The sequence below is a fragment of the Capnocytophaga periodontitidis genome, from assembly GCF_016126015.1.
Lineage (GTDB): Bacteria > Bacteroidota > Bacteroidia > Flavobacteriales > Flavobacteriaceae > Capnocytophaga > Capnocytophaga periodontitidis.
Window position 1 is genome coordinate 1 of the sequence record NZ_JAEFDB010000006.1, and the last position, 15526, is coordinate 15526.

General features: G+C 38.9%; 7 protein-coding genes. 6 read left to right on the forward strand and 1 reads right to left on the reverse strand.

What is annotated here, in order from left to right:
• The coding region (locus I7X29_RS09460; protein WP_198474281.1) for an HYR domain-containing protein at positions 1–8337 on the reverse strand (8337 nt) is incomplete at its 3' end.
• 333 nt (positions 8338–8670) lie between these two features.
• Here I7X29_RS09460 and I7X29_RS09465 point away from each other — a divergent pair.
• The 6 genes from I7X29_RS09465 to I7X29_RS09490 all read left to right on the forward strand — a co-directional run bounded on the left by I7X29_RS09465 (position 8671) and on the right by I7X29_RS09490 (position 15516).
• Positions 8671–9534, forward strand: coding sequence for a nucleotidyltransferase family protein (locus I7X29_RS09465; RefSeq protein WP_198474283.1), 864 nt, complete (start codon positions 8671–8673; stop codon positions 9532–9534).
• 68 nt (positions 9535–9602) lie between these two features.
• Positions 9603–10646, forward strand: coding sequence for a phosphotransferase enzyme family protein (locus tag I7X29_RS09470; protein ID WP_198474285.1), 1044 nt, complete (start codon positions 9603–9605; stop codon positions 10644–10646).
• A gap of 80 nt (positions 10647–10726) precedes the next feature.
• Entirely contained in the window at positions 10727–11554 is an 828-nt protein-coding gene (locus I7X29_RS09475; protein ID WP_181831913.1) for an alpha/beta fold hydrolase, read from the forward strand.
• A 124-nt stretch (positions 11555–11678) separates the two neighbouring features.
• Positions 11679–12836 (forward strand): galactokinase, encoded by a 1158-nt coding sequence (locus I7X29_RS09480; protein ID WP_009412982.1) that lies wholly within the window; start codon positions 11679–11681, stop codon positions 12834–12836.
• A 12-nt stretch (positions 12837–12848) separates the two neighbouring features.
• Positions 12849–13916, forward strand: a complete 1068-nt coding sequence (locus tag I7X29_RS09485; protein WP_198474287.1) for an aldose epimerase family protein — start codon at positions 12849–12851, stop codon at positions 13914–13916.
• Between the two features lie 40 nt (positions 13917–13956).
• Entirely contained in the window at positions 13957–15516 is a 1560-nt protein-coding gene (locus I7X29_RS09490) for a UDP-glucose--hexose-1-phosphate uridylyltransferase (protein ID WP_198474289.1), read from the forward strand.
• The last annotated feature ends 10 nt before the right edge of the window (positions 15517–15526 follow it).

Consider the following 15526-nt stretch of genomic DNA (forward strand, 5'->3'; position numbering starts at 1 on the left):
TGTACGAGTCATTACAGATGATGTGTAGGCTGTTCCTGAAGCTACATATCCATAAGTATAAGTAGCTGTACCTCCTGTGATATTCAACCAAGCTTCACCCTGAGTATTACAAGAAGCTTTTTGGGTAGCAACTGCTGTAATTTGTAACTGAGTGAGCGAACGTTTGATTTCAAAGCTCTTAGAAGTTACACAACTAGCTACCCCACCAATAGTTTCAGTAAATTTCACATAATATTTACCTGCTGGTAGGTTACCATTTGCGACTTGAGGTGCGGTGAATGGAGATGGCACTGTACCTCCTGCACCTACCATTAGTTGATGATTATCTTCACGATAAACTTGATAATCTATATGGGTAGTGCTTCCGTGAGGATTTGTTAAAGTAAAGGTAAAGGTACCATCATTGCCAGTTGCACAACTTACATTTTTCACATCTATTGCTACTGACATCTGTGAGTATGTAGGTACAGGGACGGTCATCTGTTGGGTATAACGACACTTAGTAAGCATATTATAAGCTACAAAAGTGTATTGTACACCTGGTGTGAGCCCTCCTATGGTTACTGCCACTCCGGTACCTGAGGCAACTCCTTTGTGCCATACATCGTTAGTTCCATCGGCATTAAGTGTAGTAACTGTATTGAGAACTGATCCCGGAGGTGGGTTTTGAATACCTGGTCGATATATAGCAAAGTACGCATTAGTAGATGCTGTAAAGGTAGGTGAGCTGGTTGCTGTAATGCGTACCTCACCTGTAGTAGCACAAGCAGTAGGTATTACAGGAGTGATAGACATTACATTAGAATTAGGTAAGATTACAGTTGTGAAATGTGTTACACAGCTATTGCCATCAGTAATAGTGATGTTATAGTTACCATAATCTAATCCAGAGAATACTCTTGAGATATTATTAGAGGTTGTAAGTGTTTGTGTATCCTCTTTACCAGAAGTAGTATTTCTAACATTGATTACAAAAGGTTGCATACCTCCACCATTGAGAGTTACTGTAATGGCAGCTAAGTCAGCAGCGGATGAGGTACATCCCATTTGCTTACTTACTGTAGCTGTAGCCGTAAGTTGAGGCACTGCTGTAATAGTAAAGGCTTGAGTAGCCACACAACCACGGTCATCGGTGAGGTGTGCTATATAGTTACCTGGCGCCAAAGCTGTAGGAGTCTGCGTTACTCCTAAACCATTCACCACTTTAAGAGTATGTGAAGCTGTACCTACATAGTAATTACTTGGCGTAATTGTTACCGAACCGTTGTTATTACCACAAGTAGCTTGAGTAGTGGTAAAGGTATTGGTTAAGAAACGTGGTGGATCGTAAGCTAAAGTTATATAAGCTTGTCGTTTACATTCACTTCCATCAGGTTTGTAAGTTACTTGGAAACGGAACTCGGTAGTGGTAGCTATCGCTACTGGATAAGTAAAGGTTACTTGAGTAGTATTAGATGCTATAAAGTGATAAGTAGCTCCACCATCAACACTATAGCTAAACTCTTTGAGTGCTGTAGGGATACCTCCAGAAGCGGTGAGTGTATAAGTTACACTGCTACCTTTACAATCAGCATATTGTGTTTGAGTAGGTGATACAGTGAGTGATAATGGTGCATAAATTTGAGTAGTTACTGTTGCTTGACAACCAAAACCATCGGTTATTACAAATGTATGAGAGCCAACATCAAGTGCATCAGGATACTCAAAAATTGATGTATTGAAGGCATAATTATTACCTCCTACACGTTGTACTTTATAGTTTCCATTACCGCTAATTACTGTAATTTTTACTTTCTTCTCTTGTGTATCACCATAGCAATAAGAGGTAGGTTCAGCAGTAACTGAAAGTGTAGCTTTATCAGCGATTTCAAAGGTAGTTTCGGTAGTACAACCTTTGCTATCTTGTACTACTAAGCTATAAGTACCAGGTGCAAGGTTCGGTATTTCATAAGGGTTTACTCGTGGAGCTGCTGGTTGCAATGCTCCTAAGGTTCCACTTACTAATCCTACTCTGTACTGATAACCTCCTACATTACCTCCTGTAGCCGATACTTTTATCTTAGCTACTCCAGCGTTATAGCAAGTTACTTTATCCATTACTACTACTGTAGGTACAATAGGAGTAGGCTGGCCTATTTTGTAACTTACGGTTACTGCACAATTAGCATTAGCAGCATCTCTTATGCTCACTACTCCACTTTGGGTAGCTTCTAATCCTGTAACGGTAAATACTCCTTGAGCATCAAGGGTTGTAGGTGTCCAAGTGGTTGTAGTTGTGTATGTCCATTCTACTGAATAAAGAATATTTGTAGATGTTGGATTAATAACCTTGATACGTACCTCACCATCTTGAGCTCCAATACAGCTAACGTTTTTCTCGATACCGAATTTTTCGGCACGCATTTGTTTATTCTTTTCTATATTAATAAGTTGAGTAACCTTCAAATCACAATAAGCAATAGCCTGTGATACTTTAAGGTTATCCATTACAAAATCATTACCTAAGCCTCCATAAGTGGCAGCAGCTGTATTCACTACTTTCACTAATAGTTCTCCGTTAGCAAAGCCTGTCATCTCAGCTTCGGTAAAGGTGACTTTATAATTTGTCCAACTATTGTTGTTAATAGTTGCTAAACTCTTGCTACGCAAAGTAGTACCATCGGGTTTTGCTATTTCTATATTGAGGCGAGCTGGTACGGCAGTTACTCCTGTTCTAAAGAGGTTGAGTGCATCTAAACTTACAGTAAATTCAGTATTAGGAGCTACTCCTTTTAGAAGTTTTTGATATACTATTTCATTGTTACCATTTCCTGCTACTGCTAAGTAACGACCTCCAGAAGGATCAACAGGAGCTGTGGTAAGCCAATTAGGATTTGAACTTACTTGTAGTTGTTTAGTAAGCACTTGGTTACCATCTGAAAGACTTCCTGAAGAGTTACATACCAAAGAAGTATTGGCTGCTGGTAAACAATCGTTATCATCTTTGCCAAAATCTTCTGCAAAGAGTACATTAGGTGTTGTAGCAGTGTCTATTGGACGATAGTATACTGTAAGAGTGTGTACTCCTGGTGATAATAATCGATTAAAGTTGTTACCTGCAAGAGTTTGTTTGGCACTACCATCAATGCTATATTGGTAAGTTTGGCTTACAGTAGATGAAACTGTAATAGTTACTGAACCATAACCATTATCACAACGATAAGCTATAGGGCTCAACGCTATGGTAGGCACTGAAGTTGCTTGTGTAACTATAGGTATTTCAATACGGCAATCTTTGTTATCTTTCACATAGATGGTTGTAGAACCTCCAATAAATCCTATAGGATTAGTTACATAAGTATTTTCACCATCAAAGCTATAACGATAAGGAGGAGTACCACCTGTAACGTTGTTCACTGATACTTTGTATTGGTTATGTGCTGTATCGCAGGATCTATCAGCTACTACACCAGCATAAGCGCGCAAAGGTGCTTGAGGAGGAAGTATCACCACAGGTTTCTTGATATAGGTACAAGTTGTTCCTGCCACTTGTGATAGCATTTCTATTTCGTAAGTACCTGCAGGAATACCTGTAAATAAACCTCCTGTGCTAGTTTTGAAAGCAGCTCCTACACGAGCTCCTGTTTTATCTAATTTATATAGATTAATCTTACGATTTTGGTTTTGAGAGCCAGGAGCAAAAGTAAGATTAATCACCCCTGTATTAGGATTGCTTTCACACTGAATTTCTTGTGTTGCACTAAAGGTAAATGTATGTGGATTTGGTGGAGTTACGGTCACCTTGTTAGACAAGGCAAAAGCTCCATTACGCGTATCACCCACTAAGAATACATATTCACCTACACGAGTGATATTTGCTACTTCAACCTCTACACTTGGCTGATGTGCCAATTGAATAGCGATATGAGGAGCATTCAAAGCGGTAGATATATCTGTATATTGTTGCTGACCATCTATTGTCCAAATATAAAAACGATAGGTAGGAGCACCTCCTTCAGCTTTAAGTTCAAACTTAGCCTTGTTACAAGAGGTAAATCCTTTGAAAGTAGCAGTTACCTTCATTTGGCTCGTTTTGTTGATAGTCACTTGTCCGTTGTATTGACAACCAGGTATTTGTGGTGAGGTTACCTTCACATCATAAGTACCTTGTGGCAAATTATTGATACGATAATCGTTTGTGTTGATTACCTCTGTACGGAAAGGTGTCCCTCCTTTGAAAATTTCTACTTTATAAGTTACTCCACTAGTACTAAGTAGCAATCTTACAGAACCTTGAGAAAAATCAGTTTCGTGAATTTCATCAGTAAGTGAACCTGTAAGTCCTGCTGTAAATACTTCAAAATAGAAACTTTCATTACAATTAAGCAATTTCAATCGGTATTTACCTGCTGTATTAGCTACAAAAGTGCGATTGTTGTGGAAAGTTGTCCAACATTGATCTTCAGTATTTCTACAATCAGAAGATGATTCATTACAAGAGCCACTCCATTGTTGCCACTCAAAAGCAGTATTTTGGTAGCTTACTGTAATATTTTTGGAGCTTCCTTGACAAAGGTAGAAATGACTTGTCCATCTACCGTTATCAGGGCAAGTTACTCCTATGTTTTGTGCTTGAGCACGGATAGGATCGGTAGTTGCTGTAATAGCTTGGTATTGTATTGTTTCAGTAGTTCCTATCTGATTTCCTTCGCAAGAAAGAGTTTTTACTACTTTGTAAACTCCTGGACCATTAGCTTGATATGTGCGATTAGTTTCGCCAGGAAGCATATTTCCATTTTTATACCATTGATAAGTATTAAAAGTTCCTGTAGCTTCGAGTGTCATTATTCCAGAACCACAAACTACTTCTTGGCGTGTACAATTGGAAGTATCTACTGTAATAGAACTTGAGCCAGCCTCTGATTGTTGAGCTGTAGGACAAGCGTTAGGTCCTCCTTCATACGTGATAGAGAAAGCTGTTTTCAGATAGTTAGCACAAGGTAGTAAGAGTTTATCGCAATCGGCTACTACTTTCATTGGGATACGAATGCTCCGCCTTGGGTCGCCTAACTTGAGAGTAGATTGAGGGTAACCTGATGTACTACCTATTAAAAACTGATAGGTTTTCGTAGCAGGATTATACAATTTCTGAGGTTGTGGATTAGCTACTGTACCATCACCTGCATTATTGAGATCGGGCTCACCATTAGTAACTACGGCAGAATTGGGAGGTAGATTTACTGTAATAGTAGCACGTTTAATATTTTCAGCCCCTACATTCTCATAGCTTAATTCATAGAAGAAAGCTTGATTAGGAGTAAGATGAGTAATAGGATTACCCGATGTATCCACATAGCGTTGTGAAGTTTTTAGTTTCAAAGCATTCGACTTCACTGTCACGATAAATGTACAAGTGCTAATAGTAGCTAATAGATTATCTTTAAAGGTATAAGTAACTGTATGGACACCTATAGGGAATACACTCCCTGGAGCGTGGCTACGTGTAGTAGTTACTCCTCCTGAACAAGTAGGATATGCCTCGGGTTCACGCCATTGTACTAACTTGCCACACTGCCCTGCCTCTACAGTAACTTCTATATTATTCGGACAGTTTTTAACAAGAGGCGGTTCATCTATAGGTGGTAATACCACAGTAACTGTTTTAGTATAGATAGCGCTATTAGAACATCCTACTCCTGGTTTAAGTTTGTACTCAGCCATATAGGTAGTAGTGGTATAAATAGCCTCCCAGAAACTTTCTCCAGTACGTAATGGATAAGTAGTAGTTTTATTTCCGTTAGCATCAAGTTTAAACCAATTGATATCAAAAAGATGTTCTGAAAGACCTAATTTCACACGTGCTTGATTTCCGGTACAGAAAGGTACAGGACGGTCGATCACCAAGAACGGATTGAACGCATTGGTAAGGTCTATATCTACATCCTTAGGTACTGTTTGGCAACGGTGCTCAGTCTCTATGAGGTAGTGACCTGTAGTAAGATTTTCAAATATATTAAAGTATTTATTATCACTTGCCTCAAGCTTCACTGTTTCTTTAAGCGTAGCGGTAGTAGCCGTAGCCGATGTTTTTTGATAGAGGCGGAAAGTAAGAGGGAAATACACTTCTTGACCTGTTACATCAACAGCTATCATACCTGTAGCACTTCCTTGGTGGCAAATCACTGGGTTTACGACAGGGTTGAGCTTAACAAGATCGGCAATAGAAATTTCCTTATAGAAATAACTTTGCCAACTCTTGCTAGGCACTCCTGGATCGGATGCATCAGTTTGATACATAGATCCCGATTTAGGTTGGAGATAAGCATTATAATAAAAACCACTGGTTTTTATCCTATATTTACCAGCAAGTAAGTTTACAAATTCCCCTGAATGTCCTCTTACATAATCATTACCAGAAGGTTGTATCACTGCTTTCCAAGATTTGTTACCATAAGCATCCTCTTCTTCTCGTTCTAAATAAACATAAACACCATCTTGAAAAATTTGATTACCTATATTGTATTTGAGTTTCCCTATTTCGCAATCTTTTTCAACTTTTAATTCAGGTTTATAAGCAGGCATACCTGGTATATAAATTGTTTTTTGGGTAGTATTGCTACAAGCATCGGTAATCGTAATATTATAATTTCCTTCAGGTAAATTAGTATAATGGTATCGATAGCTTCCTGCAGGTTGTGTAGTTTCTAATGGGAAAGTTACAGTACGTGTACCGTGATCACCCATACTCACTTTTGCAAAATAAGAAACTACTTTTTTACCATCAGCTCGTTCTAATTTAAATTTCAAAGGATGAGAGTATATATTAACAGGGTAGTCTATTCTAAAGGCTCCTGTACCTTCATACACTCCATAACCTATATCTAATTTATCAAATATTTTGTTGATATCTGCAGCCGCTGTAGTAGGATAATAAACATTTACTAATGAAGTACAAGTACTATGACAGTTATTAGGGTTTTCATAAGTAAGTCTATAGAGACCTTCTCCTACTTTGTCCACATAGATTAATCCATTAGTCCACTGAGCCTGTCCTAAAGCAGGCGAGTTAGAAGCTACCAAAGGTACATTTACCCAAGGTCCTCCTACACCACCAAGAGATTTTTCCAATTTAAAATACTGCATCTCAATAGGGTGAACCCATCCTAACAAATATGAGTAAGTGCCACCATTTATATTAGGCATATTTCTATAGTCACGATTCCTCATATTATAATTGAAATACAATCGTTTATCTAATCCACAATTTCGGCTATAAGATTGGTTTTCAGCGGATAGCATTTGAAAGTTAGCGCAAGTCAATGGGTCTATTTGTTCATTGAAACGAACTCTCTCTTTAATGGTATTTTTAGGACCTTTGATAGTAACCTCTATCTCATCACCTTTTTTAAAAACGTAGTTATTTACATAAAAACCATAACCATCAAAAGTAGAAGAAATATCAATATCAGGTTTTGAAGAATTTAAAAAGCGAACCACTGCCCTACCTGTTTGTTTAAAATAGTTCTTAATGGCATTTGCATCCGACATACCCGTAATTACCCAATTGTTATCTTGGCGTACAATTCTAAATTGTCCTTTATATTTACCACAATCAGTTTTGTGCATTTCCATATACCTATCATACATTCTAATTTCCATACATTCTAAGGAGAATTGTTCTTTTGGTATTTGGATAGAAGGATAACGGCGAGTTTCACCACATTTTTCACCTACAGCTGTAACATCCTTAATTTGGAGCGTTACTACTGTATTTTGTTTGATAGGATTTGCATTAGTACCACGCACCTCTATATAATTAGACCCTGAAGGTCTTGAAAATCTTTGAGTAGGCAGTAATACATTTTTACCTGTAGGATCAAGAATCGTAACATCAAAAGGACCGTGCCCTCCATTAGGTATCTGAAAGCGTACTCCTCCTGTATTAGGTTGTCCACAAATAGGAGGTAATATCTGCAAAGCTTGTACATTCATTACCTTGTAGTTAGACTCGGCTTCTACTTCACGTTCTTCAAAAGCACCAGTATTTTCATCGCGTACGATGATTTTATACTTTCCTGCTTTAAGATTGTAGAAAGTATGTTCGGCAGGAGCCGAAGGTGAAGGGCGCTGCATACGAAACATATCGCCACCTTGGCCTTCACCTTGTATTTCTACAATAAATTTACCACTTGAAGGTAAACATATAGCAGGATATGGAGAAGCATCTTGTGCTGTTACTTTTATCTGGTTATCATTATAACAATTTCCCTTGATAGAAGTGGTTTGCACATTGATACATTGAGCAAATCCTGTTGCTGTGAAGATTAAAAATACAATTGCTGTAAGAAACTTTTTCATTTTTTTTACTTTTAAGCTATAAGTAATAATATCTCGCGTGTAATTTATATATAATTAAGGGTACAAAAATAATATTTCTTTCTTATTTACACAACACTGTCTCCTTGTTTTTACACTAACAAAACATTCTTTTTATTATAATATACTGATTTTTAAATAAATAATTAGATGTTAAAATATTGTTAAATTTTTATTCAGGTAAAAAAATAAAAGATATGAAGTAAGAAAAATACAGATTTTTAAAAGCTAATTTTCATTAATTTCTTGCTATTTTGTTTTTTTTTTGTATTTTTGCCGATGTAATTTAATTAATCATAAAAAATACACACTATAATGACTACATTAGTGATTCTTGCCGCTGGATTAGGAAGCCGTTTTGGCTCTGATAAACAATTAGAAAATATTCACAATGGCAACGCCTTATTCGATTACGGTATTTACGACGCACTACAAGCTGGTTTTGACAATATCGTGCTCATCATCCGCCACGAAATCGACAACCTCACCCGCCAACACCTCGAAAACCGCTTCAACAATGTTCCTATCTCCTACGTATATCAAGACGATTTTAACCCAAAAGACATCGAACGTAAAAAACCTTGGGGTACAGGGCACGCTATGCTTTGTGTAAAAGAGTTTGTAAAAAACCCTTTCCTCATCATCAATGCCGATGATTACTATGGCAAAGAAGGCTTTCGTTTAATGTATGAAGCGCTCAATGCTGGTAAAGAAAAAACTTTCTTCTCAGGAGGATATCTACTGAAAAACACCCTTAGTGAAAACGGAACAGTTTCACGCGGTATCTGCGAAGTAGACGCCAATCATCACCTACTCTCTATCAACGAAGCTACCAAACTGCGTAAAATTAACGAAACTACTGCCGTAGACGAAGCTACGGGCGCCGAGTATCCTCTAAGCACCTACGTATCTATGAACTTCTGGGGATTTACTCACGAAGTTTTGGATATAGCCGACCGTTATTTCAAAGAATTTGTAGCCGAACATAAAGATGACCCTAAATCCGAATTTTATATCCCTATGGTAGTACAACACGCCATTAAGGATTACGGATATAAATTAGAAGTATTACCCAATCACGACAACTGGTTCGGTATGACCTATCACGAAGACCTCGCAATGGTACAAAACGAAATACAAAAACTCGTAGATAAAGGCGAGTACCCCGATAAATTCTAATAAAATGTTTAACCCGTAAGAGATAATAAGTTTTTTACTTCTTATCTCTTACCTCTTACCTAAATAAAATGAAAGAAATAGCCAATCAATTTAACTTGAAAGGAAACCTCCTTTCTGTGGAACCTTATGGCAACGGACACATCAACCGTACGTATTTGGTAAAAACCACCGATACAAATTATATCCTTCAAGGGATTAACAGCAATGTGTTCAAAACCCCCGACAGCATTATCAAAAACATCGAACTGCTTTGGGAAACTGAACCCAACAATCACATCATTCTCCCAATGATGAAAGCTAAACAAGGAGGATACTCCGTAAATGCCGAGGGCATTGTATGGCGTGTATTCCCTTTTGCAGAAGGCTATACTTCTTATGAATTCATAGAAGCTCCTTGGCAAGCCGAGAAAGCTGCCACCGCCTTTGCAACTTTTATGAAAACCTTTGCCAATATCGACACCTCTCGATTGCAGGCTACCATTCCTAATTTCCATAACGGAGATTTACGCTTCCAACAACTCGAAGATGCTTACGCTCAGGCAACACCTGCACGCAAAGACAAAGCTGAAAAGCTATACGAATTTGCGCAAAAACACAAGGTAATTTTCGACCTTATCCAAAAAGAAGTAGACGAAAAGCGCATTCCTATACGCGTAACCCACAACGACACCAAAATCAATAACGTACTCATCAATAAATCCAATCCCGATGATTTTAGAGTAATCGACCTCGATACAGTGATGCAAGGTATCTTACTCTACGATTTCGGCGATATGGTGCGCACTTCGGTAAGCCCTACCGAAGAAAACGAAGCCGATGAAAGCAAAATCGTTTTCAATACCGAGTTCTTCGAAGCACTTTGTAAAGGTTTTTCAGTAATGAACCCTGTAATGACTCCTTCAGAGAAAAAACATATCGTCGACGGAGCCAAATATATGATATTCATTATCGGTATCCGTTTCCTCGCCGATTATTTTAACAACGATGTGTATTTCAAAACCTCATATCCTGAGGAGAATTACATTCGTGCCCGCAACCAGTTCGTGCTCTTTCAGCGTTTGGAAGACAAAGAAAAAGAACTCAGAGCAATTGCTAAAAAGTACTTTAAATAGGTAATACAAACTTTTAGTTTTGAAACTTTGCCAAAGTTGAAACCAAGCTAATTTTTAATTTAAAATCTATTTTTTTTACTATGAGAAATGTTTTTATAACCTCCCTTTTACTTATTTTGCCACTATCTACGTTTGGACAATCTCCATTCTCAGTGAAAAAAGTAGGAGAAAAAGGAAGTCCTATTTTGTTTATTCCAGGACTTGGCTGCTCCAGCGATGTCTGGCAAGAGACTGTATCTGCTCTGATCACTAACCACACTTGCTACCTGCTTACCTTAGCGGGGTTTGGAGGAATTACCCCTGTAAAGAATCCAAGTTTGGACTATTGGACAGATGCCATTATCTCCTATATCAAAAAGGAGAACATCCAAAAACCTACGATTGTAGGGCATAGCTTAGGGGGCATCCTTGCTATGAAAATAGCTGCTAAAGCCTCTGACCTACTTGATAGAATAGTGATTGTAGATGCTTTGCCTTGCTTGCCTTTGCTTTCTGATCCTAATTTTAAGATAACACCTAACAAGGATTGTACTCCTATGATCAAGGAACTTACAGCAATGCCCAAAGAAGACTTTGAGCGTTCGCAAATGGCTTCAATGATGTACTATACAACAAAGGAAGCCAAGAAGCCTACCATCGTTCAGTGGAGTGTAGCCTCAGATAGGGAGACCCTCGCCAAACTTGTGTGTGAAATCTCTAATACAGACCTCAGAGAGGAAATAAAACAGATAAAAGTGCCTGCCTTAGTGCTCTTAGAGTCCGTATTTACTTCTTCAAAAGACAACATAAGAGATCAATATCAAAATTTATCTTTGAGAGACCTTAGATATGCCAATAAAGGGCTCCACTTTATTATGTATGATGACTTTGATTGGTATTTGACTCAGCTAAAATCCTTTATAAGATAAGAAATATATTGTCTCTACAAGAATCATATCTATTAGGAATTGTCTTTGACAGCACTCCGTTTTTCCATTATATTATTTAATTAAGTAATTTCTAAACAAAACTAATAACTAAAATTAAAACTATATGAAACACTTAGAACAAAAGTTTCAAGAAGTTTTCGGTGCTCCTGCCGAAAAACAATTCTTCGCACCAGGACGTGTGAATCTCATCGGTGAACATACCGACTACAATGGCGGTAATGTGTTCCCTTGCGCTATCGACAAAGGTACTTACGGTCTCGTAAAAAAACGCAACGACCGCAAATTCCGTATGTATTCTGAAAACTTTGCCGACCTTGGCGTAATGGAGTTCACCCTCGACGAACTTACCAACGACAAAAAACACGATTGGGCTAACTACCCAAAGGGTGTGATTAAAATGTTCCTCGAAGCAGGGCAAAAAATCGACTCTGGGTTCGATATTCTCTTTTCTGGGAATATCCCTAATGGCGCAGGGCTTTCTTCTTCTGCTTCTATTGAGATGCTTACCGCTATTGTGCTAAAAGACCTCTTCCACCTTTCTATTGACCCCGTGGAAATGGCGCAATTAGGCAAAAAAACTGAAAACCTATTCATTGGGGTAAACTCTGGTATTATGGACCAATTTGCGGTAGCTATGGGTAAGAAAGACCACGCTATCCTCCTCGATTGCAACACACTCAAATATGCCTATGTTCCTGTGGTACTCAAAGATGAGGTAATCGTGATTGCCAATACTAACAAACGTCGTGGTCTCGCCGATTCTAAATACAACGAACGCCGTGCAGAATGTGATGAAGCCTTAGCCGAATTGCAAACTAAATTACCTATCAAAGCCTTAGGAGAACTCTCTATTGAACAATTTGAAGCCAACAAAGACCTCATCAAGAGTCCCGTTCGACAAAAAAGAGCAAAACACGCAGTGTATGAAAACCAACGTACTCTTAAAGCTCAAAAAGAGCTTTCAGCAGGTAATTTAGCTGAGTTTGGTAAATTAATGAACCAATCGCACATTTCTTTGCGCGACGATTATGAAGTAACTGGTGTAGAACTCGACACTTTGGCTGCTCTTGCTTGGGAACAACCTGGGGTAGTAGGTTCACGTATGACGGGAGCTGGCTTTGGTGGCTGCACTGTAAGCATCGTGAAAAAAGACAAAGTAGACGATTTCATTAAAAATGTAGGCGAGGCTTACAAGAACAAAATAGGTTATGCTGCCGATTTCTATATCGCTTCTGTAAGCGACGGCGCTAAAAAACTATAAACAAGACAAAGTATGATAACCATCAACAAAAGCCTGTTCGGTACTCACAACGGACAGGCTGTCTATCAATATACCTTACAGAATGCGAACGGCTTTCGCGTGTCTGTTTTGAACTTAGGCGGTACTATTACCGAAATAGCTGTAAAAGACAAACACAACGTACTGAAAAACGTAGTATTAGGCTATGCGCATTTGGAAGATTACATAGGTAATGGTGCCTACAATGGTGCTACCATAGGGCGCACTTCAGGGCGTATTCACAACGCTGCTTTCACTATCGACGGGAAAACCTATCACCTATTTAAAAATAATGGTGAAAACTCATTGCATGGTGGTAAAGAAGGTTTTAGCAGTAAACTCTTTGAAGTAAAAGAGCTCGCTAATGGTTTAGAAATGCACTACACAAGTCCTGATGGTGAAGAAGGCTACCCTGCAAAAGTAGATTTCAAAGTGATTTACACCATCACTGATGACAACAGCCTGCATATTGCTTACGAAGCCGTTGCCGATGCCAAAACCTATCTCAATATCACCAACCACAGTTATTTCAACCTTTCAGGCGATATGGAAATGAATGGCGATACCCAAGTATTACAAATCGCTGCTGATAATATTTGTGAATTAGCAGAAGGACTCATTCCTACCGGTAATTATATAGCTGTAAAAGGTACTACTTTCGACCTCCGCAAAGGTAAAGTCATCGCCGAGGGTATTGCCGAGGGGCATCCTCAATTCGAAATCACTCGTGCCTACGACCACCCTTTTGTGCTCAACCACAGCGGACTCAATGGTGCTCCTCAGTTGATATTACATTCTCCTGACAGTGGTATTACTATGGAAGCCTATACTACCCAACGTGTGGCTGTGATTTACACCGGTAACTTTTTGGACGATGTGCCTGTATTCGATAAGGTATGTACTGCCAAAGAAAAACCATCAAAAAACCCACGATTTGTAGGTGTAGCTATTGAGATACAAGATTTCCCCGATGGTATCAATCAGCCGAAGTTTGGGGTAAAACCCTTAGAAAAAGGGGAAGTGTACAAGCAAGAAACCGTTTATAAGTTTCTTATTAAATAACGAATAATCTTGTTAAATTATTAATTGATAATTATTAATTGTGAAAGTTTATATTGAAGTAGAAAAGCTCATCAGTTATGCGGTACTTCATAACTTGGTGAAGGAAGACGACCGTATTCTTGTTACCAATGCTGTTTTGGAAAGTATTGGTTGCGATAGTTATACCGAGTTTATAAAAGAAGAGCAAGCTCAAATCGATAAAGAGGTAGCCCAGATAACTTATCCTACGGAAGTACTCGACCGCTTAGTACAGTGGGCAGCTGAGAACGGCACCCTCACTACCGATACGCTTACTTTCCGCGACCTGCTGAACTCTAAGATTATGGGACAGGTATTACCTCGTACTTCTGTGATTCGCAACGATTTTTGGCATACTTACCAAAGGAGCAAAGAGCAGGCAACCCAACAGTTTTATGAGCTCAACAAGCAAAGCAACTACATACGCACCGATAGAATTGCTAAGAACATTCTGTGGGAACACAATAGCCCTTATGGCAATTTAGAAATTACTATCAACCTTTCTAAGCCAGAGAAAGACCCTCGTGATATTGCTGCCCAAAAAGATGTGGTAGCAACTAACTACCCTAAATGTTTGCTCTGTAAAGAGAACGAAGGCTATATGGGGCGCGTAAATCACGCTGGTAGGCAAAACTTGCGCACGATTAAGCTGGATTTAGCTAATGAGGAATGGTTTTTCCAATACTCTCCCTATATCTATTACAACGAGCATTGTATCGTCTTTTCGAGTGAGCATCGTCCAATGAAGATTGACAAGGCTTGCTTTGAGCACGTATTGGGCTTTGTAGAGCAATTCCCTCATTACTTTCTCAGCTCTAATGCCGATTTACCTATTGTGGGAGGCTCTATCCTCTCACACGACCATTTTCAAGGCGGACGACACATTTTCCCTATGGAAAAAGCTACCATAAAAGAACGTGTGAGCTTTAAAGGCTTTGAAGATGTGGAAGCAGGTATCGTAAATTGGCCTATGAGCGTATTGCGATTGCGCGGTGAGAAAGACCGCCTCATCGCCTTAGCCGATGTCATCTTGCAATCGTGGATAAACTACAGCGATGAATCATTAGGCATCTACTCGCATACTGAGGGTGTGCGTCACAATACGGTAAACCCTGTGGCTCGTTTTAAAAACGGCAAATATGAACTTGATTTGGCTTTGCGCAACAACCGTACGGATACTGAGCACCCTATGGGTATCTTTCACCCTTACGAACATCTGCACAATATCAAAAAAGAGAATATTGGGATTATTGAGGTGATGGGCTTAGCGATTTTACCTGGTAGGTTAAAGACTGAAATGGCGAGCATTAAAACCTTGCTTAGTGAAGCTATTACAGCTGGTAACGCTTTCAGCACTGTATATACCCAAATGAACGCTGACTCTGCTTTGCAAAAACACACTCAGTGGTTAGAACGTTACGTGAATATCTCTCCTACCCCACTCTCAATCGACAATTTAGACGAGTTTATCAATAGGTGTATAGGTGATACTTTCTGTGAAGTATTGGAAAATTGCGGCGTGTTCAAACATACTCTTGAAGGCGAGGAAGGATTTAGAAAGTTCGTGAACCAAATTTGCTAATTTGCTAATT

Excerpts from the sequence above, each read along its gene's own strand:
- I7X29_RS09465 (WP_198474283.1), top strand. The coding sequence starts at position 8,671 with ATGACTACATTAGTGATTCTTGCCGCTGGATTAGGAAGCCGTTTTGGC.
- I7X29_RS09475 (WP_181831913.1), top strand. The coding sequence starts at position 10,727 with ATGAGAAATGTTTTTATAACCTCCCTTTTACTTATTTTGCCACTATCT.
- I7X29_RS09480 (WP_009412982.1), top strand. The coding sequence starts at position 11,679 with ATGAAACACTTAGAACAAAAGTTTCAAGAAGTTTTCGGTGCTCCTGCC.
- I7X29_RS09485 (WP_198474287.1), top strand. The coding sequence starts at position 12,849 with ATGATAACCATCAACAAAAGCCTGTTCGGTACTCACAACGGACAGGCT.
- I7X29_RS09470 (WP_198474285.1), top strand. The coding sequence starts at position 9,603 with ATGAAAGAAATAGCCAATCAATTTAACTTGAAAGGAAACCTCCTTTCT.